We start from the raw sequence: 19,406 nt of genomic DNA, 5'->3' as shown, positions 1-19,406 counted from the left end.
TAATGTTTTCTAATATTTTATCCTGACGATTTTTGGAAGAACGGGATCACGAAGAAGGTTAACGCACCAAAATTCGCCATTACGTTTTATTCGAAAATCATCACCACAATCAGAGCGTCAGCGCAGTATAGGATCATAAGTGTACGCTTTAGCTTTGCGGCGGATAGATATGTTCGCCGCCGCGATAGTCCGAAATCGAATAGCAGCCTTCGCCAAGCTCGCGCACCGAGCTCTGGCCGATATCGGCCTTGCCATAGCCGCCGGGAATATCGAGGATGTAGGTGGGCTGGCAGAGGCCGGAAATGCGGCCGCGCAATGCCGCCACGATCGCCTGCCCCTCAGAGATCGACAGGCGGAAATGGCTGGTGCCGGGCGCAAGATCGGGATGATGCAGATAATAGGGCTTCACCCGCGTTTCGACGAAAGCTTTCATCAGCGCCGCCAGCACGTCCACATCGTCGTTGACGCCCTTCAGGAGAACCGACTGGCTGACGAGCACGATGCCGGCATCGACCAGCCGCGCGCAGGCAGCACGCGCCTCCTCGGTCAGCTCGCGCGGATGGTTGGCATGCAGCGCCACATAGATGGTCTTGCCGCTCGCCTTCAACGCCACAATCAGCGCCGCATCGATCCTTGATGGGTCAACGACCGGGATGCGCGTGTGAAAGCGGACGATCTTCACATGGTCGATATCGGCAAGCTGCCTCAAGATCTCTTCGAGCCGTCGCGGAGACAGCACCAGCGGATCGCCGCCGGTGAGGATAACCTCCCAGATTTCCTTGTGGTCGCGGATATAGGCAAAGGCACCGTCGAGCGCATCTCCATCAAGCGTGCCGAGCCCCTGTGGCCCGACCATCTCGCGCCGGAAGCAGAAGCGGCAATAGACCGGGCAGACATGCACGGCTTTCAGAAGCACGCGGTCCGGATAGCGATGCACGATGCCTTCGACCGGGCTATGCGCGTGATCGCCGATCGGATCGGCCCGCTCGTCGGGCGTAACGATGAGTTCAGCGGCATCAGGCACGAACTGCCGGGCAATGGGATCGGCTGGGTTCGCGGGATCGATCAGGCGCGCCACGGTCGGCGTCAGGGCAACGGCATAGCGCTCCGCCACGGCTTCCAACGCAACCGCCTGATCGGCATCGATCAGCCCGGCGCGTTCAAGCTCGCCGATAGTCCGGATCGGGCGCATCACATTCATGCGTCATACTCCGCGACGGGTGCCCACAAGACCTGTTCGATCCGCGAAGCGCCGGTTGCCAGCATCACGAGCCGGTCGAAACCGAGCGCGATGCCGCTCGCCTCGGGCATCACGGCAAGCGCCTCCAGAAAATCCTCGTCCAGAGGATAGGTTTCACCGTAGACGCGCTGCTTTTCCGCCATCTCGATCTCGAAGCGTCGCCGCTGCTCCTCGGCATTGGTAAGCTCGCCGAAGGCATTGGCAAGCTCGACGCCGCAGGCATAGAGCTCGAAACGCTCGGCAACGCGATGATCGGCTGCCGACGGCCGCGCAAGTGCCGCCTCGGAAACGGGATATTCGTCGAGAATGGTGGCGCGACCAAAGCCGAGATTGGGCTCGATCTTCTCGACCAGAATCCGGCTGAAGAGATCCTGCCAGAGGTCGTCATCAGCAACACGAATGCCCGCCTTACGCATATCCGCCGCCAGCCGCTCGCGATCCGTCGACCCATCGAGGCCGATGGAGGCAAAGAGATCGATACCGGCATAGCGCTGGAAGGCGGCGGCAACGCTGATGCGCTCAGGCGGCAAAAATGGATCCGTTTCAGCGCCCCGGTAGCTGAATTTCTTTGCACCCACAGTTTCCGCCGCCAGCGCAAGCAACGCGGCGCAATCCGCCATCAGGGTCTCGTAGCTCTCGCCCGCCCTGTACCATTCGAGCATGGTGAATTCCGGATGGTGCAGCGGTCCACGCTCGCGATTGCGGTAGACATGGGCAAAGCAGGCGATGCGCTCTTCACCGGCCGCAAGCAGCTTCTTGCAGGCGAACTCCGGCGAGGTGTGCAGATAGAGAGGCAATGCCCTGCCGTCGGTCGTCAGCGCTTCGGTCTCGAAGGCGTGGAGATGCGCCTCGTTGCCGGGCGACACCTGCAGCGTCGCCGTATCGACCTCGATGAAGTCGTTGCGCGCGAAGAAAATGCGCAATGCCGCCTGAATGGCATTGCGACCGATGAGGAACGGCCGCCGGTCCGCATGGACGTTGCGGGTCCACCAGGGGGACGCTTTGCTCGTCTTTGGCTTCATTCCTAGCTTTCTTCAGCGCACCGGCCACGTTGGGGGGTGGCAATTTCCATTGATTTAGGGTAGTTGCGCCCCCAAGCAAACAAAAGCTGCGTCTCGGAGAGCATTCAGACAGTCCCTCTACGACGCAAAACGCAGCGTTACAAGGAAGTCTTATGGTCAAGGTCATCGCCTCTTCCGTCCGCAAGGGCAACGTTCTCGACGTCGACGGCAAGCTCTACGTCGTTCTCACCGCACAGAACTTTCATCCGGGCAAGGGCACTCCGGTTACCCAGGTCGACATGCGCCGCATCGTCGATGGCGTGAAGGTCTCCGAGCGCTGGCGCACCACCGAGCAGGTCGAGCGCGCCTTCGTCGAAGACGTGAACTTCCAGTACCTCTATGAAGACGGCGAAGGCTTCCACTTCATGAACCCGGCAACCTACGACCAGGTGGTCGTCGACGTCGAAACCATGGGCGACCAGAAGGCCTATCTGCAGGAAGGCATGACCTGCATCCTGTCGATCCACGAAGGCATCCCGCTCGCGATCGAACTGCCGCGCCATGTCACGCTCGAAATCAGCGAGACCGAGCCGGTCGTGAAGGGCCAGACGGCATCCTCTTCCTACAAGCCCGCCATACTGTCGAACGGCATCCGCACCCTGGTGCCGCCGCACATTACCGCCGGCACCCGCGTCGTCATCGCCACGGAAGACAATTCCTACGTCGAGCGCGCCAAGGACTGAGCGATCAGTTTCTCTCCGCATTGAAAAACGCCTCGTCCTGGTGACGGGGCGTTTTGCATTTTGGGCGAATTGAAGCCAAAGCGGCGGTGTGAAGACTTACCGAGCCGTCCTAGTTACAGCGCACCTGGTTACGGCGCACTGGCCTTTTTCTCATCCGTCTGTGCCGCAACGCTAGCTTCGGAAGACGTTTGCGTGTCGGTGCTGTGCTCATGCGGAGCCAAAGACTGCAGATGCAGGACACGCGGCGACATGGCGTGCATGAAGGCATCGGAGCGGCCGATATAGATCAGGGTTGCATCTTCCAGTTCCGCCAGCAGAGCAAACGCCTTCGCCTGTACCTCGGCCTCCAACCCTTCCAGGGCATCGTCGAAGACGACCCATTTCGGCTTCGCGAGCAGCAGATGCGCAAAGCCGACGGCTTTCTGCTCTTCGGTATCGAGCAATCGATCCCAGCGAGCCTGCGTGTCGAGACGGCTCTTCAGGCGGCCAAGCCCCACCTTGTCGATGACGGCATCGACGGCGGCATCGTCATAGGCATCCCGATCATCAGGAAAACAGATTGCTTCCCTCAGCGTGCCGGTCGGTACATAAGGCGTGTGCGGCACGAACAGCATATCGTCCATCGGCGGCAGGCTGACCGTGCCGGAACCACTATACCATTGATGCGCCAGCACCTCGAACAGCAGTCTGCGGTTCACGCCGTGATCACCATTGATCATCACATGCTCGCCGGCATTGATCGTGACCGTACCTTCCGCGATCCGGAAGCCGTTTTCCGTCGCTTCGTCACTGGTCTTCGTCGAAATCTCCAGATCGGTCCAGACCATCGTGCCCGGTGCCGCCTTTTCGAAGATGAGGGTGTGCGGCATCGGCGTCTTGTCATCCATTTCCGTCAGTGCCTTGCGGAAATCGGTCACACGCATCAGCGTGGCGCGCCATTCGGCGATCGGCCCGAAATTGGCGACGTACCAGCGCAACGCCGAATTGACCTGATTGAAGGCACCAACCGCCACCATCAGCTGGCCGAAGGTCAGGCCGCCGGAGAAGTAGGCGGGTGCGGCAACGAGGATGGGAATGATCAGCACCAGCCAGCCGTAGCCGGCCGACACCCAGGTCAGATTGGTATTGGCGATGGCGAGCTGGCGGATGACGGCAAGCACGGCCGAAATATCAAGATTGATCCGCCGGCGCTCGTTCTCCTCGCCGCCGGCAATCGTGATCGCCGGCATATGTTCGTTGGCATGCATGAGCGCGAAGCGCAGCTCGGCTTCCTTCGAATAGCGATCCGCATTCAGCCGCACGAGACGGCGGCCGACGAACTGGCTGAGAAAGGAAGCAGAGCCCGCATAAAGGATTGCGGCCCAGACCATGTAGCCCGGGATGGAGAAGCTCATGCCCCGGAGATGAAAGACCATGCCGCTGGAGAGCTCCCAGAGCACGCCGATGAAGCTCAAAAGCAGGATTGTCGCCTGCACCAGACCGATGGCAAGCCCTGTCGAGCTTTCGGCAAGATTGCGGGCGTCCTCATGCAGCCGCTGGTCGGGATTGACGCCGATGAGACCGGAAGAGGCAAGGCGAAGCGCGCGCTTGGCCTGCAGCCATTGATCCACCAGATCCCGCGCCAACCCCTCGCGCATATAGAGCGCGGTCATCTGGTTCAGCCAGGCCTGGACGACATTGAGGACGAGCAGCGAACCGGCGATGATGCCGAAGACGCCGAGTTGATGGAAGAAAGCGGTGATATCGCGCCTTGCCAGTGAATCGTAAAAAGGCGCATTCCAGTTGTTAAGCAGCACCTGGACATAGGCCGTGACCAGAATGATCACGAAGAGCGCGATGGTCAGGGAAATGATCTTGATGCGAACAGCCGAATTCCAGAAAGCGGAGAACATCATCCTCAGCCGAAAGAAAAGGCTCAAATCGTATCCGACCTGTTCGTTTCCCTGGATATTCGGCTTGGCTTGCTTTTCAACTGCCATCAGCACTTCCCTGCGACGCGTCCCGTCAATTAATCATGACCCGCCCTCATGTCCACCCTTGCAATAGATCGGTGGGATCACATTCCTATATACACGGTTTCGCGTCTTGAACCGAATAAGGTCAGCAATTAGCTTGCACTCGAAAGATTGAGAAAGCCTTCCGATGCAATTCCAGGGAACTGCCGACTATATCGCCGACAAGGATCTGATGGTCGCCGTCAATGCCGCCATTAGGTTGGAGCGCCCGCTCCTGGTAAAGGGCGAGCCCGGTACGGGCAAGACTGAACTTGCGCGCCAGATAGCCGCCGCCCTCGGTCTCGATCTCATCGAATGGAACGTCAAATCGACGACGAAGGCGCAGCAGGGTCTCTACGAATACGATGCAGTCTCTCGCCTGCGCGACAGCCAGCTCGGCGACATCAGAGTTCACGATGTGAGGAACTATATCCGCCAGGGCAAGCTCTGGCAGGCCTTCACCTCGCCGGCGAAATGCGTGCTGCTGATCGACGAGATCGACAAGGCCGACATCGAGTTCCCGAACGATCTCCTGCAGGAACTCGACCGCATGGAATTCCATGTCTATGAGACCGGCGAGACCATCCAGGCCGCGATCCGCCCGATCGTCATCATTACCTCGAACAACGAGAAGGAATTGCCGGACGCCTTCCTGCGTCGCTGCTTCTTCCACTATATCCGCTTTCCCGACATGGAGACGCTGAAGCGCATCGTCGAGGTGCATTATCCCGGCATCAAGCAGGCGCTTGTCCATGCGGCGCTGACGCAGTTCTTCGAGATCCGCGACGTGCCGGGCCTGAAGAAAAAGCCTTCAACCTCGGAAGCCCTCGACTGGATTCGCCTGCTGGTCGCCGACGATATCGACCCCGAAACGCTGCGCGCCGATGCGAAGAACGCGCTGCCGAAGCTGCATGGCGCACTGCTGAAGAACGAGCAGGATGTGCACCTTTTCGAGCGGCTAGCCTTCATGGCGCGCGGGCAGGGGAAGTGATGCAGCCCGATGCCGTCAAGGTTCTGATCTACGCCGTTCGGGACGGGCATCTGCTTGTTTTTGACGAACCGGATTTTCCCACCATTGAGCCGCAGGTTCCGGGCGGCACGGTCGAGGATGGCGAAGATTTGGCTCTGGCGGCAGCGCGCGAATTCGAAGAAGAGACCGGGCTTGCGGCGGGCGATCTATATCCGCTCGGCATTCATGACTACCGCTTAGAAAAGGACGGGCGCGAATACCATCATCAGAGACACTATTTCCGCTGCACCCTGCCCGAAGCAACACCGGATACCTGGTTCCATTTCGAGATGACGCCGTTCGACGGCAGCGACCCCATTCGCTTCCGCTTCTTCTGGCTGCCGATCGCCGTGGCAAGGCAGCGCCTCGGCTATGGTATGCAGCACTTCCTTGAGCACCTGTAAGGGCCACCAACGCGAGTCGGAATTGCCTTCATCTGCCGTGGCTGTGCTAGCTGGATACGGTTTTGATAAAGGGTACCGAGTAGGTGCAGATAAAAAGGGAGCCGTCGTCAAAGTATTCCGTACGCACCTGCACGCCGTCTTTCACCCATTGGTCCCATTCGACAGTGCCATCCTCTTCTTCGGTCCGCACAGGCAAACCGAATTCTAGCAAAGCGTCGTCGCGGTTGTGAATCGGACCGCGGCTGAACGGTATCGGCCCGACATAGGCTGCACGCATGTCGCTGGGCTTGCCATACGCAAAGATCGCCGAAAGGATCGCTTTGCCACCATCCCTGGGCATTCCGAACCTGGTTTTATAGCCAGTATGAAAGTCGAAGGCGAGTTCAATGCCAAGGGAGTTTAGCTCGCAGTGTCCGGTGCCGGCACCACGCTGGGCTCGCCCGGGCATCAGGGAAACGTCGAACCCGACGGAGGCCAACAGGTCGGCCAGCCCTGGATCTTGTTCGGAATGGCCTAGAAAAGGCAGTATCGTATCCAGCGTCATGTTCGTTCCATTCTACAAAGTCGGCTTGCGTCTCGAAAGCAGACGTTGTGGACATACAGTCTAGATCAGAATGATGACAATCCCGCGTTCTGTACCCAAATGACTGTGTTTCAGGCTGTCGATCCGCCATTCGCCACCATCTTTCAGCGCAACGAGCAAAGGATAGGCAACCCGCCGAGGCTCCCGGACATCTTCAATTCACCCGAGTTCACAGCCTTACCCTCAAGGGCTTACCCATTGACCCGCCGGAATGACAGGTTTATGAAATCTCTCTCGTGGTGATTTGGCCGGCCGGCTTGCAGCCACGTTAAATAAGTCGCTAAAGGGCCGCGTGCGGACCGGTAGCGATTCATGATCGCGGCCGGTTTTTTTGTATTTGGCGAGTGAAAAAATGCCCATCAAGATTCCCGATACGCTCCCCGCGTTTGAGACCCTCCAGAGCGAGGGTGTGCGGGTGATGACCGAAACGGTGGCGTTCCGTCAGGATATCCGCCCTCTTCAGATCGGGCTTCTCAACCTCATGCCGAACAAGATCAAGACCGAGGTCCAGATGGCGCGCCTCGTCGGTGCGTCGCCGCTGCAGGTGGAGTTTTCGCTGGTGCGTATCGGCGCCCACAAAGCCAAAAACACCTCCGAGGAGCATCTGCTTGCCTTCTACGAGACCTGGGAAGAGGTGAAGCACCGCAAGTTCGACGGCTTCATCATCACGGGCGCTCCGATCGAGCTGCTTGAATATGAAGACGTCACCTACTGGAAGGAAATGCAGGAGATCTTCGAGTGGACGACGACCAATGTTCATTCGACGCTGAACGTCTGTTGGGGCGCGATGGCGGCGATCTACCATTTCCACAACGTGCCGAAATACACGCTCAAGGAAAAAGCCTTCGGCGTCTATCGCCACCAGAACCTGAAGCCCTCCTCGGTCTATCTCAACGGCTTTTCCGACGATTTCGCCATTCCGGTCTCGCGCTGGACGGAGGTGAAGCGCGCCGACATCGAAAAAGTGCCCGGCCTGCAGATCCTGATGGATTCGAGCGAAATGGGCGTCTGCCTCGTGCACGAACAGGCCTGCAACCGGCTCTACATGTTCAATCACGTGGAGTATGATTCCACCTCGCTGGCGGACGAATATTTTCGGGATGTGAATGCGGGCGTGCCGATCAAGATGCCGCACAACTACTTCCCGCATAACGACCCGGAAATCCCGCCGCAGAACCGGTGGCGCAGCCATGCGCATCTCTTCTTCGGCAACTGGATCAACGAGATCTACCAGACCACGCCGTATGATCTGGAGGAGATCGGCCAGGAAAGGATTTGAGGCTTGTTCATTCCCTTCTTCCTGAAACTCAAGGAAGCAAAGGTCCCGGTGACGCTCCGGGAATTTCTGTCGCTGCTTGAGGGAATGGAAGAGGGGATAGCCGATTACGATGTCGAGACCTTCTACTATCTGGCGCGCACAACGCTCATCAAGGACGAGCGCTTCATCGATCGCTTCGATCAGGTCTTCGCCGATTATTTCCACGGCGTCGAAGCAATCGGCGGCAATGCTGATGGAGAAGCTATTGAGCCGACCGCTATCCCCGAGGAATGGCTTCGCAAGCTTGCCGAACGACATCTGACCGAAGAGGAAAGAAGAGAGATCGAGGCGCTTGGCGGCTTCGAGAAGCTGATGGAGACGCTGCGCGAGCGGCTGGCCGAGCAGAAAGGCCGGCATCAGGGCGGCTCGAAATGGATCGGCACGGCGGGAACCTCGCCCTTCGGCGCCTATGGCTACAATCCCGAAGGCGTACGGATCGGCCAGGAAACCTCGCGCCACCGCCGCGCGGTCAAGGTCTGGGATCGGCGCGACTTCAAGAATCTCGACGACGGCGTCGAGCTCGGCACCCGCAACATCAAGGTGGCGCTGAAGCGCCTGCGCCGCTGGGTCCGCGAGGGAGCAGCCGAGGAGCTGGATCTCTCCGGCACCATCCGCTCCACCGCCGAACATGGCTATCTCGATGTCCAGACGCGGCCCGAGCGCCGCAACGCGGTGAAGCTCCTGATGTTCTTCGACGTCGGCGGCTCGATGGACGATCACATCAGGGTGGTCGAAGAACTCTTCTCCGCCGCCCGCGCGGAATTTCGCCACATGGAATATTTCTACTTCCACAACTGCCTCTACGAGGGCGTATGGAAGGACAATCGCCGCCGGCGCGTCGACATTACCGCAACGACCGACCTCATTCGCACCTTCGGCCCCGACTACCGCGTCGTCTTCGTCGGCGATGCTTCGATGAGCCCCTACGAGATCACTCAGGCAGGCGGCTCAGTGGAGCATTGGAACAAGGAGGCAGGCCAAGTCTGGCTTGGCCGCATGACCGGCCACTTCCGCAAATGCATCTGGATCAACCCCGTGCCGGAAAACTACTGGGGCTACACGACCTCGATCTCCATCATCCGCCGCCTGATGGGCGAGCGCATGTATCCCCTGACGCTCGGTGGGCTGGAGAGTGCGACAAAAGAATTGTCGCGCTGAGCGGATCAGCCCGAGTTTGCCATAGTCAGACGCCCGGTGTCCTGCTGCACCTTTGTGCCTGGCCCCTCACGGAAACCTGCCGCTCTGTCATAGGCATTGCATACTTCCGGCGCAGCGTAGCGCCTCGAAAGCCGCAGCCCTGCTTGATCCCCTGCTATCCGCCCCTAGATTTCGCCAGGGAACCGGTTGCGGAACGGCGCGAATGGAGGCAGGGTCTGGCCTCACATACTCAAAAGCAATGGATGAGTTGATATGACGGAAAGCACTTTGCAGCGGGAAGTTTTTGGGACGACGGCCGATGGGGATACGGTCTATCGCGTCAAGATCGTCGGTGGCGGCCTCACCGCCCATATCATGTCGTGGGGCGCGGCCATCCAGGATCTTCGCCTTGATGGTCATGAGCCGGCGCTTCTGCTTGGTTTCGATAATTTCTCTGACTATCCCGCCCATTCCTCCTATTTCGGCGCCACGCCCGGCCGCTGCGCCAACCGCATCGGCGGTGGCCGCTTCACGCTGGATGGAAAGCAATACCAGCTCGAGCTCAACGAAAAGGGTGTCACCCATCTGCACGGCGGCAAGGACAATATCGCCAAGCGCAACTGGACCATCGTCGAGCACGATACCGACCGCGTCGTCCTGAAGATCGTCGATCCCGACGGCCGCGCCGGCTATCCCGGCAACTGCACGATCCAGGCGACCTATTGGGTGCATGGCAACGGCGAACTGTCGGTCACCTACGAATCGACCACCGACCAGCCGACACTCGCCAATGTCTGCCAGCACGCCTATTTCAACCTCGACGGTCGCGACGATGCGCTCGGCCACGACATCATGATCGCCGCCGATCACTATACGCCGACGGACGACAAGCAGGTCCCGACCGGCGAGATCCGCTCCGTCGAAGGTACGGTCTTCGATTTCCGCGAGATGTCGCCGATGAAGCGTTTCGACGGCAGCGAGCAGGCGCTTTACGACCACAATTTCTGCCTCTCGACCGAACGCACTGTCAAACGTTCCGTTGTCCTCGCCCGCAGCGTCAATTCCGGCGTATCGCTTGAGGTCCGCACCACCGAGCCCGGCGTGCAGTTCTATACCGGCTTCAAACTCGATGTGCCGGTTCCCGGCCATGACGGCCGCAAGATCGGCCCCTTTGCCGGCTTCTGCCTGGAAACGCAGGTCTGGCCCGACGCCATCAACCACGAAGGCTTCCCCAATGCCGTGCTCCGCCCGGGCGAGGTATTGCGGCAGGAAACGGACTACATCTTCACCAAGAACTGAGGCCGAGCATGATGCCGAAAAGTGTAGACAACTTTCGGACGACATCATGCTCTACTTCCTTGATTCCAGAGCGAATTCAGATTTCAGACCGAACAGATCTGAAATCTGAATTCGCTCTGGAGCATGCCTTGCTCTCGTGAATTTCGGCCGGGCGTCCAAAGCGCCCGGCCGATTCTTTTTAGCGATAAGGCCAGAATCATCTTGTGAATTGGTTCTAAATAGGTTCTAGATGTCCACCATGGATAGAACCAGTTTGATCGCCGAATTGAACAATCGCGGTCTCAGCGAAGGGACCGGAAGCGGGCCGCTGTACAAGCGTCTGGCGCAGGCCCTGACGGGCCTCATCCAGGAAGGGCTGTTGAAAGCCGGAACGGCGCTGCCGGGCGAACGCGATCTCGCCGGCGCCCTGCAGATCGGCCGGGTCACGGTCAGAACCGCCTATCGCGACCTCCTGACCTCGGGTGTCATCGAATCCCGCCATGGCAGCGGCACCTTCGTTTCGCAGCATGTCGAGCGCATCGAACAGCCGCTCTGGCGTCTCTCCTCCTTCTCCGCCGATATGCGTTCGCGCGGCCGCGAACCAGGAGCCCGCATCCTCCAGCGCACCATCAGCACACCGGCGCCGGAGGAATCCTTCCTTCTCGGCCTCGGCGTCGATGAGCCTGTTCTGCGGCTTGACCGACTACGGCTCGCCGATGGTCAGCCGCTTGCCATCGAGCGCGCGGTCGTTCCGATCAAGTTCCTGGGCGAAGACGCCATATCCGAGGGGTCCCTTTATGATGCGCTGGCCGCCAAGGGCTTCAAGCCGGTGCGCGCCCAGCAGAGGCTGACCGCCGTGACGCTCGACCCCACTTCCGCATCGATCCTGACCGTCAAGGCCGGCGCGCCCGCGCTTCTGATCGAACGCGTCTCCCGCCTCGCGGACCAGCGCGTCGTTGAATATACCCGCTCGCACTATCGCGGCGATGCTTATGATTTTGTTGCCGAATTGAGAATTGGAGATGACCTATGAGCGAGACCCAGTCCCTGATGCTGACGGAAGCCGGCCAATCGCCTGAGGTGGTTGCGACCCTGCTTGAAAAGGAAAAGCCGGCTTTCGCGGAGATCGCGAAGCTCTTCTCGACCGGTCGTCCGTCGCTGATCACGACGGCGGCGCGCGGCTCCTCCGACCACGCCGCCACCTTCTTCAAGTATCTGTTCGAAATCTCCTGCGGCATCCCGGTCGCCTCTGTCGGCCCGTCGATCGCCTCTGTCTATGGCGCGCCGCTGCACCTGAAGGGCGGCATCCACTTCACCGTGTCGCAATCCGGCGGCAGCCCCGATATCATCGCGCTACAGGCTGCGGCCAAGAAGGGTGGCGCCACCACGATCGCTGTCGTCAACGTCACCGACAGCCCGCTTGCCAAGGAAGCCGACATCGTGCTCGGCCTCAATGCCGGCAAGGAACAGAGCGTCGCGGCCACCAAATCCTTTATTGCCTCGGTTGCCGCCCTTGCTGGCGTCACCGCTGCGGTTTCGCAGGATAAGGCTTTGATCGATGGCCTTGCCAAGCTGCCGGAAGCGCTGGCTGCCACCTCGGGCATCGACGGCAAGGCCGCAGAAGCAGTGCTCTTCAATGCCTCCTCGCTCTATACCGGCGGCCGCGGCCCGGCTTTCGCCATCGCGCTCGAAGCAGCGCTGAAAGCCAAGGAAACCGCCGGGCTTCATGCCGAAGCCTTCTCTCTGGCCGAGCTCATGCATGGACCGATGCGCCTCGTGCAGCCGGGCTTCCCGATCGTCGCCTTCTCGCCTGATGACGCCGCCTTCGCCAACAACGCCCAGGCGCTCGAGCGCCTGCAGAAGCTCGGCGCAACCGCCGTCTCCTTCTCGACCGCGCCGCTTGCCGGCATCAACCTGCGCATGCCGACGACGGGCAACGGCCTGCTCGATCCGCTGGTGTCGCTGCTATGCTATTATCGCCTCATCGAGTCGGTGACACGGCGGAAGGGCTTCGATCCGGATAAGCCGGCTAATCTTCTCAAGGTAACGGAGACCATGTGATGGACTACAAGGTCTTTACCGGCGCTCGCATCTTCGATGGCGACCGGTTTCACGAGGACAGCGCACTGGTGATCGGCAATGGCCGTATCCATGCGATCACCAGCGTAAACGATGTCCCCGATAATGCCGAAACGATCCAGTTGACGGGTGGCGTTCTTTCTCCCGGCTTTATCGACGCGCAGGTCAATGGCGGCGGCGGCCGCATGCTGAACGACGGACCCTCGCCCGAATCGATGTACATGATTGCCGAGGGGCATCGCCCCTATGGCACGACATCGCTGCTGCCGACGCTGATCACCGACGTCTCAACCGCAACGACGGCGGCGATCGAGGCAGCCGTCGTTGCGGTGAAGGCCAATCGCGGTGTCGCCGGCCTGCATCTCGAAGGCCCGCATCTGGCGCCGGCTCGCAAGGGCGCGCATCTCGCCGAACTGATGCGCCCGGTCGAGGATAGCGACGTCAGAACCTTCATCCGTGCCCGCGAGGCGATCGGCACGCTGCTGGTCACCATGGCGGCGGAGCAGGTCACAGAGCGGCAGGTACAGGCACTCGCCGAAGGCGGCGTCATCGTCAGCATCGGCCACAGCGATTGCACGGCGGAAGCAGCCGATGCGCGTTTCGATGCCGGCGCCCGCGGCGTCACCCACCTGTTCAACGCCATGAGCCAGATGGGTCACCGTATGCCCGGTCTCGTCGGCGCGGCGATCGACCACCCTGCCCCCTGGTGCGGTATCATTGCCGACGGCCATCATGTCGAGCCGACGGCGCTGCGCGTCGCGCTGCGCGCCAAGCGCGGCGAGGGCCGGCTGTTCTTCGTCACCGACGCCATGTCGCTTGTTGGCACCGACCTTCCGAGCTTCGCCTTGAACGGCCGCACGGTCTATCGCACCAAGGGCGGCTATTGCTCGAAGCTGACGCTCGACGACGGCACGCTGGCCGGCTCGGATGTCGATATGGCCTCCACCATCCGCTACGGCGTCAACATCCTCGAGCTGCCGCTGGCGGAAGCCCTGCGTATGGCGACCTCCTATCCCGCCCGTTTCCTACGGTTGGCGGATCGCGGCCACCTCACGCCGGGAATGCGCGCCGATCTCGTTCACATCAACGACGGCATCGAAGTCACCGAAACATGGATCTCCGGCCAACCGTCAGCCTAGGCCGCGTCCGGGAAAAGCGCTCGGCGGTCTTCCGTACGGAATTGCGTGGGAACAAACAGACAGAGCATCTCGCGCTTCAAGGAAACGCGAAATGCTCCGAGACATTCGAAGAGGAAGCGCGGCATGAGCGCAGTCACGGACAGCTATTTCTCCGCCCTCATCGGTCGGCTGGAGGCCCTGCGTGAAACGCTGGCCGAGCCCATGTCGAAGGCTTCGGCCGCCATTTGTGCCGCGGCACGCGCCGACCAGCGTGTCTATGTCTTCGGCACCGGCCACTCGCATATGCTGGCCGAGGAGGTGCATTATCGCGCCGGCGGCCTCGCCTTCACCATCCCCGTACTTGTCGGCTCCGCCATGCTGCATGAAGGCGCCGTCATCAGCTCGGTCTATGAGCGCACCGAAGGCCTCATCCGCCCGGTCTTCGAGCGCTACGGCATGCAGCCAGGCGACGTGCTGATCATCGCCTCCAATTCCGGCGTCAATGCCGCGCCGATCGAGGCGGCGGATTATGGCCGCGAGATCGGTGCGACGGTCATTGCCATCACCTCGCTCGCCTATTCGGCCGCCATTGCCAATGGCCGCAGGAGACTTGCCGATATCGCCGATATCGTGCTGGACAACGGCCTGCCGCCGGGCGACGCCATGATCGACCTGCCGGGAACGGAGCTGAAGGTCGGACCGGCCTCGACGGCCGTCGGCACGACAGTCCTGAACGCCATCTTCGCCGATGTCGCCGCCGAACTCTGCAAGGATGGCAATCCGCCCATCTACCTCAGCGCCAACATGCCGGGCGCCAAGGAAACCAACCAGCAGCTGGTCAAGAAATACCGGCCGCGCAATCCGCATCTCTGAGCGGCCAACGGTTTGACGTCTTTTATTGGGTAAAATCAGATGAATAGAGCGGCCGAGCGATTCCCGTGAAACGCTCGGCCCTTTTGTTGGCCATCATTGTGCCGCGGCATCGGTGGCCGAGGGCTCCTGTGCTGCTTCCGCCCGCTTGCGCCGGCGGCGCAGGACGACGTAGAAGACCGGAGTCAGGAAGAGGCCGAACAGCGTCACCCCGAGCATGCCCGAGAAGACCGCCGTACCGAGCGACTGACGCATTTCCGCGCCCGGACCGGTGGCGATCATCAGCGGCACGACGCCGAAGATGAAGGCGAAGGCTGTCATCAGGATCGGGCGCAGACGCAGATGGCTGGCCTCGATCGCCGCCTCGACGGCACTCTTTCCTTCAGCCTGCGCCTGCCGCGCGAACTCGACGATCAGGATCGCGTTCTTGGCCGCAAGGCCGATCAGCACGATGAGCCCGATCTGCGTGAGGATATTGTTGTCCATGCCTCTCAGATGCACCCCGATCAGCGCCGCCAGAACCGCCAGCGGCACGATGAGGATGATGGCAAGCGGCAGGATCCAGCTCTCATACTGCGCCGACAGCGCCAGGAAGACGAAGATGACCGACAGCGCGAAGATGTAGATCGCCGTATTGCCGGTATGTTTCTCCTGGTAGGCGAGTTCCGTCCATTCGAAGGTCGTGCCCGACGGCAGCAGGTTCTTTGCTATCCCCTCCATGGTGTCGAGCGCCGTACCGGTGGAGACCCCCGGCCCCGGATTGCCCTGCACGGGAACCGAAACATACATGTTGTAGCGTTGCACGAGCGTCGGTCCGGTCGTATCGCGGATGTCGACCAGCGTGCCGAGCGGCACCAGCGCACCGGTCGCCGAACGAACCTTCAGCGCCAGAATATCCTCCCGCTCCATGCGATATTGCTGATCGGCCTGCGCCCGCACCTGGTAAACGCGGCCGAAGGCATTGAAGTCGTTGACGTAGGATGTGCCGAGATTGATCGACAGCGTCTCGAAGATATTCGGGATCGGCACGTTGAGCGCCCGCGCCTTGTCGCGGTCGATCGCCAGGAAATATTGCGGGCTATTGGCAGAGAAGGTGGTGAAGACACCGCTGACGCCTTTGTTCTGCGCAGCAACGCCCATCATCTGATAGGCGAGCGGCAGGATACGGCGCATGTCCGGATTTTCCCGGTCCATGATCTGCATCTTGAAGCCGCCGGAATTGCCGACGCCGCGGATCGACGGCGGCGGAATGGCGATTATGAAGGCCTCCTGGATGCCCTGCAGGTTGCCATAAAGCTGGCCGATAATCTTGGTGGCCGTGTCGCCGGTCTTCAATCGCTCCTCGAACGGCTTGAACGGCGTGAAGATGACGCCGGAATTCGAAGCATTGGTAAAGGTCGCGCCGTTGAAGCCGGCGAAAGCGACGGCATTGGCGATACCTGGCGTCTTGCTGATGATCTCGGTCGCATTCTGGATGACGGCGTTGGTGCGCGCCAGCGACGCGCCGTCAGGCAGCTGTACCACGACGATGGCATAGCCCTGGTCCATTGTCGGAACGAAGCCCTGCGGCACGATCCTGCCCATATACCACGTGCCGGCCAGCAATCCGGCGAAGACGAGAAGCGCACAGGCGAGCGCCGCCCATGTCGTCACAAGGTGGCGCACGATCCAGGAATAACCGCTGCTCATCCGCTCGAAGCCGCGGTTGAACCCGTCACCCAAGGCGCGGCCGAAGCGCGCGAAGATATTCTTGGATTTCTCGTGACTGTGCGGGCGCAGCACGATCGCGGCGATTGCCGGCGACAGCGTCAGCGAGTTGAGACAGGAGATCGCCGTGGCGACAGAGATCGTGACGGCGAACTGCCGGTAGAACTGCCCGGAGATGCCAGGGATGAAGGCAGTCGGCACGAAGACGGCGATGAGCACCAGCGAAATTGCCAGAACGGCGGTGCCCACCTCATTCATCGTCACATGCGACGCCTCTTTCGGCGTCATGCCGAGCGCGAGGTTACGCTCGACATTCTCCACCACCACGATCGCATCATCGACGACGATACCGATCGCCAGCACCAGACCGAACAGCGTCAGCATGTTCAGCGAGAAGCCGAAGGCGAGCAGGAAGGCGAAGGTACCGATCAGTGAAACAGGGATTGCGACGATCGGGATAATCGCCGTCCGCCAGGATTGCAGGAACACCAGCACGACGATGGCGACGAGAACGGCCGCCTCGAAGATGGTCTTGTAGACCTCATGGATCGACTCGGCGATAAATTCCGTCGGGTTGTAGATGATGCGATATTCAAGCCCCTGCGGGAAATCCTTTGACAGGTCCTCCATCGTCTTCTGGATGTCGGCAGCAGCGGCGAGCGCATTGGTGCCGGGTCGGGCGAAGACGCCGAGCGCCACCGCCGGACTGCCGTTCAGATAGCTGTTGGTGACGTAATCCTGCGCCCCGAGCTCGATGCGCGCGACATCCTGCAGCTGCACGAGGCGGCCGTTGCCGGTCGCCTTGACGATGACGTAGCGAAATTGCCGTGCATCGGAAAAGCGCCCCTGCGTCGTGACGGTATATTGGAAGGCGTTGGTGCCGGAAACCGGCGGCCCGCCGATCGATCCGCCGGATACCTGCACGTTCTGGTCCCTGAGCGCCTGAACGATGTCGCCGGCGGTCATACCGTAGGCGGCAAGCTTTTCCGGATCGAGCCAAATGCGCAGCGAATATTGCCGCTCGCCGAAGAGCTGCACGTCGCCGACGCCATCCAGGCGCACGAGAACATCGCGGATGCGCGTGCGGGCATAGTTGGAGATGTAGAGCTGGTCGTAGCGATTGTTCGGCGACAGGAGATGCACGACCATCATCAGGTCAGGCGAGCTCTTGACCGTCGTGATGCCGATGCGGCGGACATCGTCGGGCAGGCGCGGCTCGGCGATGGCCACACGGTTCTGCACCAGCACCTGTGCCTTGTCGAGATCGGTGCCGAGCTTGAAGGTGATCGTCAGCGACATGGAACCGTCGGCGCTGGAGTAGGAGGACATGTAGAGCATGTCCTCGACGCCGTTGACTTCCTGCTCGATCGGCGTTGCCACCGTATCGGCGATGGTCTGGGCATCGGCGCCAGGATAAGAGGTGCGAATGACGATGGTGGGAGGCGCAACCTCGGGATATTGCGCCACCGGAAGCTGGAAATAGGCGATGCCGCCGACGATCAGCAGCACGATGGAGAGGACCGATGCAAAGATCGGTCGATCGACGAAGAAGTGGGAAAACCTCATTGGTTCGTCCCCTGTGCATCGGCCTGAGCCGGCGGCTCGTCATTCGTCGCCTGCTGCGGCAGTTCGATCAGCTGCGGCGTCACCTTGACGCCAGGCCGGATGCGCATCAACCCGTTGACGACGATGGTCTCGTCGCCGGTCATGCCGTCGCGGATGACGCGGTAGCCATAGAGCTTCGGTCCGAGGCGGACGGACTTCGGCGTAATGTTACCCGCCGTATCGACCGTATAGACGACGCGCTGGTTCTGATCCGAGCCGATGGCTTCGTCCGGAACGAGGATCGCCTTGTAGCTGTTGGAACCCTGCACCTGAACGCGCCCGAAGAGGCCGGGCTGGAGGATAAGATCAGGATTGGGAAAGCTGGCGCGGACGCGGATTGTGCCCGTTTCGTTGTCGACGCGGTTCTCGGCGAAATCGAGCTTGCCCTTGAACGGCTTCTGCTTGGAATCGGCAATCGTGACAGTGACATCAAGCCCGCCGCCGCCCTGCTGCAGGGCACTGCCGTTCTTACGGGCCTCGTCGGCATAGGAGAGCAGCCGGCGCTCGTCGACGTCGAAATAGAAATCGATCGGATCGAGCGAGACGATGGTCGTCAGCACGGTCTGGTCGGCCTGTACAAGATTGCCGACCGAGATCAGTCGCCGGTCGATGCGGCCGCTGAGCGGTGCGGTGATTTTGGTGAAATCCATGTCGAGATTGGCACGATCGACGGCTGCCTGCGCACCGCGTACGTTCGCCTCGGCGGAAACGAGATCACGGCGGCGGTCGTCGAGGGTCGATGCCGACTGACTGCCCGTCGTCGACAGCGATTGGGCACGTTTGAATTGCGCGTCGGCGAGCGTCAGCGACGAGTTTGCCACTTCGAGCGAGGCCGTCGACTCGTTGAGCGCAGTGATGAAAGGCCGCTGGTCGATGACGAAGAGCAGGTCGCCCTGCTTGACCATGGTGCCATCCTTGAAATGCACTTCCTGCAGATAACCGCCCACCCGCGAGCGCACGGAAACTTCATCGACCGCCTGGAAGCGCCCGATGAACTCGTCGCTGTCGACGACATCGCGAACGACAGGCTTGGCGACCGTGACGGGCGGGGCCGGCGGAGCGCCCTGCGCCAGTGCCTGGGCACCAGAAAAAACGGCAAAAACACAGCTGAACAAAACGGCACGCGGCAGCATCGGCATGAAGGCCCCCTCGAAAAACCGCATGCGGCATCACGCGCCGTCATCACGGTAAGCGCTCACGAAATTTGCTTGCAACTTTCAGCGAAGGACCTGTCGCCATCAGGCGCAATCCAATCAGGTCGCTTCGGACTTCCCCAACATGCGCCACGGGCCACGTCGGCCCGGGGGTATCAACCGGCTC

Annotated in this window: 16 protein-coding genes and 1 riboswitch; of the genes, 10 read left to right on the top strand and 6 right to left on the bottom strand. The window is 60.9% G+C overall.

The genetic code is table 11. The features are described 5' to 3' along the window. Positions 1-148 precede the first annotated feature (148 nt). Complete coding sequence (locus tag GA0061100_RS15005; RefSeq protein ID WP_075853502.1) at positions 149-1,201, bottom strand: lysine-2,3-aminomutase-like protein; 1,053 nt, start codon at positions 1,199-1,201, stop codon at positions 149-151. Then, positions 1,198-2,262, bottom strand: coding sequence for an EF-P lysine aminoacylase EpmA (gene epmA / locus GA0061100_RS15000; protein WP_075853501.1), 1,065 nt, complete (start codon positions 2,260-2,262; stop codon positions 1,198-1,200). The genes GA0061100_RS15005 and epmA overlap by 4 nt, the downstream gene beginning before the upstream one ends. A 152-nt stretch (positions 2,263-2,414) precedes the next feature. On the opposite strand from epmA, the gene efp reads away from it, so the two are divergent. Continuing rightward, entirely contained in the window at positions 2,415-2,984 is a 570-nt protein-coding gene (gene efp, locus GA0061100_RS14995) for an elongation factor P (RefSeq protein WP_015341611.1), read from the top strand. Between the two features lie 128 nt (positions 2,985-3,112). On the opposite strand, the gene GA0061100_RS14990 is transcribed toward efp, so the two are convergent. After that, complete coding sequence (locus tag GA0061100_RS14990; RefSeq protein ID WP_075853500.1) at positions 3,113-4,963, bottom strand: ABC transporter ATP-binding protein/permease; 1,851 nt, start codon at positions 4,961-4,963, stop codon at positions 3,113-3,115. A 163-nt stretch (positions 4,964-5,126) separates the two neighbouring features. On the opposite strand from GA0061100_RS14990, the gene GA0061100_RS14985 reads away from it, so the two are divergent. Next, positions 5,127-5,969, top strand: coding sequence for an AAA family ATPase (locus tag GA0061100_RS14985; RefSeq protein ID WP_075853499.1), 843 nt, complete (start codon positions 5,127-5,129; stop codon positions 5,967-5,969). Next, positions 5,969-6,391 (top strand): NUDIX hydrolase, encoded by a 423-nt coding sequence (locus tag GA0061100_RS14980; protein WP_075853498.1) that lies wholly within the window; start codon positions 5,969-5,971, stop codon positions 6,389-6,391. The genes GA0061100_RS14985 and GA0061100_RS14980 overlap by 1 nt, the downstream gene beginning before the upstream one ends. 46 nt (positions 6,392-6,437) lie before the next feature. On the opposite strand, the gene GA0061100_RS14975 is transcribed toward GA0061100_RS14980, so the two are convergent. Beyond that, positions 6,438-6,935 carry a hypothetical protein gene (locus GA0061100_RS14975; protein WP_075853497.1) on the bottom strand — a complete coding sequence of 166 codons (498 nt, stop codon included), beginning with the start codon at positions 6,933-6,935 and terminating at the stop codon, positions 6,438-6,440. Positions 6,936-7,200: 265 nt separating this feature from the next. Then, positions 7,201-7,278: riboswitch (SAM riboswitch) on the top strand. 48 nt (positions 7,279-7,326) lie between these two features. Between GA0061100_RS14975 and metA the strand changes: the two genes are divergently transcribed. The 7 genes from metA to GA0061100_RS14940 all read left to right on the top strand — a co-directional run bounded on the left by metA (position 7,327) and on the right by GA0061100_RS14940 (position 14,777). Further along, the gene (metA, locus tag GA0061100_RS14970) at positions 7,327-8,253 is read left to right on the top strand and encodes a homoserine O-acetyltransferase MetA (RefSeq protein WP_075853496.1); all 927 of its coding nucleotides are present in this window, start codon (positions 7,327-7,329) and stop codon (positions 8,251-8,253) included. A 3-nt stretch (positions 8,254-8,256) separates the two neighbouring features. Next, complete coding sequence (locus GA0061100_RS14965; protein WP_075853495.1) at positions 8,257-9,450, top strand: vWA domain-containing protein; 1,194 nt, start codon at positions 8,257-8,259, stop codon at positions 9,448-9,450. 252 nt (positions 9,451-9,702) lie between these two features. Next, positions 9,703-10,728: an aldose epimerase family protein gene (locus tag GA0061100_RS14960; protein WP_075853494.1), complete on the top strand. Its 1,026-nt coding sequence runs from the start codon at positions 9,703-9,705 to the stop codon at positions 10,726-10,728. 238 nt (positions 10,729-10,966) lie between these two features. Further along, the gene (locus GA0061100_RS14955) at positions 10,967-11,740 is read left to right on the top strand and encodes a GntR family transcriptional regulator (protein WP_075853493.1); all 774 of its coding nucleotides are present in this window, start codon (positions 10,967-10,969) and stop codon (positions 11,738-11,740) included. Then, positions 11,737-12,768, top strand: coding sequence for an SIS domain-containing protein (locus GA0061100_RS14950; RefSeq protein ID WP_075853492.1), 1,032 nt, complete (start codon positions 11,737-11,739; stop codon positions 12,766-12,768). Before GA0061100_RS14955 ends, GA0061100_RS14950 begins: the two co-directional genes overlap by 4 nt. Then, positions 12,768-13,925 carry an N-acetylglucosamine-6-phosphate deacetylase gene (gene nagA / locus GA0061100_RS14945; RefSeq protein WP_075853491.1) on the top strand — a complete coding sequence of 386 codons (1,158 nt, stop codon included), beginning with the start codon at positions 12,768-12,770 and terminating at the stop codon, positions 13,923-13,925. The genes GA0061100_RS14950 and nagA overlap by 1 nt, the downstream gene beginning before the upstream one ends. A 123-nt stretch (positions 13,926-14,048) precedes the next feature. Continuing rightward, positions 14,049-14,777 (top strand): SIS domain-containing protein, encoded by a 729-nt coding sequence (locus GA0061100_RS14940; RefSeq protein WP_075853490.1) that lies wholly within the window; start codon positions 14,049-14,051, stop codon positions 14,775-14,777. 93 nt (positions 14,778-14,870) lie between these two features. Here the strand turns inward: GA0061100_RS14940 and GA0061100_RS14935 are convergent, their stop codons facing one another. Next, a complete protein-coding gene (locus GA0061100_RS14935) occupies positions 14,871-18,047 on the bottom strand; it encodes an efflux RND transporter permease subunit (RefSeq protein WP_075853489.1) in 3,177 nt (1,058 codons plus the stop codon). Next, on the bottom strand, positions 18,044-19,225 hold the full coding sequence (locus tag GA0061100_RS14930) for an efflux RND transporter periplasmic adaptor subunit (RefSeq protein ID WP_075853808.1): 1,182 nt from the start codon (positions 19,223-19,225) through the stop codon (positions 18,044-18,046). Before GA0061100_RS14930 ends, GA0061100_RS14935 begins: the two co-directional genes overlap by 4 nt. Positions 19,226-19,406: the final 181 nt, after the last annotated feature.

Origin of the sequence: Martinezella hainanensis, assembly GCF_900094555.1 — a bacterium.
Taxonomy (GTDB): domain Bacteria; phylum Pseudomonadota; class Alphaproteobacteria; order Rhizobiales; family Rhizobiaceae; genus Rhizobium; species Rhizobium hainanense.
The sequence above is the reverse complement of the archived record's forward strand: the minus strand, read 5'-3'. Positions and strand labels throughout refer to the sequence as shown.

Coding starts and splice junctions, on each gene's coding strand:
- GA0061100_RS14975 (WP_075853497.1), bottom strand. CDS start 6,935: ATGACGCTGGATACGATACTGCCTTTTCTAGGCCATTCCGAACAAGAT.
- GA0061100_RS14980 (WP_075853498.1), top strand. CDS start 5,969: ATGCAGCCCGATGCCGTCAAGGTTCTGATCTACGCCGTTCGGGACGGG.
- epmA (WP_075853501.1), bottom strand. CDS start 2,262: ATGAAGCCAAAGACGAGCAAAGCGTCCCCCTGGTGGACCCGCAACGTC.
- GA0061100_RS14985 (WP_075853499.1), top strand. CDS start 5,127: ATGCAATTCCAGGGAACTGCCGACTATATCGCCGACAAGGATCTGATG.
- GA0061100_RS14950 (WP_075853492.1), top strand. CDS start 11,737: ATGAGCGAGACCCAGTCCCTGATGCTGACGGAAGCCGGCCAATCGCCT.
- GA0061100_RS15005 (WP_075853502.1), bottom strand. CDS start 1,201: ATGAATGTGATGCGCCCGATCCGGACTATCGGCGAGCTTGAACGCGCC.
- GA0061100_RS14930 (WP_075853808.1), bottom strand. CDS start 19,225: ATGCCGATGCTGCCGCGTGCCGTTTTGTTCAGCTGTGTTTTTGCCGTT.
- GA0061100_RS14940 (WP_075853490.1), top strand. CDS start 14,049: ATGAGCGCAGTCACGGACAGCTATTTCTCCGCCCTCATCGGTCGGCTG.
- GA0061100_RS14955 (WP_075853493.1), top strand. CDS start 10,967: ATGGATAGAACCAGTTTGATCGCCGAATTGAACAATCGCGGTCTCAGC.
- GA0061100_RS14960 (WP_075853494.1), top strand. CDS start 9,703: ATGACGGAAAGCACTTTGCAGCGGGAAGTTTTTGGGACGACGGCCGAT.
- nagA (WP_075853491.1), top strand. CDS start 12,768: ATGGACTACAAGGTCTTTACCGGCGCTCGCATCTTCGATGGCGACCGG.
- metA (WP_075853496.1), top strand. CDS start 7,327: ATGCCCATCAAGATTCCCGATACGCTCCCCGCGTTTGAGACCCTCCAG.
- efp (WP_015341611.1), top strand. CDS start 2,415: ATGGTCAAGGTCATCGCCTCTTCCGTCCGCAAGGGCAACGTTCTCGAC.
- GA0061100_RS14990 (WP_075853500.1), bottom strand. CDS start 4,963: ATGGCAGTTGAAAAGCAAGCCAAGCCGAATATCCAGGGAAACGAACAG.
- GA0061100_RS14935 (WP_075853489.1), bottom strand. CDS start 18,047: ATGAGGTTTTCCCACTTCTTCGTCGATCGACCGATCTTTGCATCGGTC.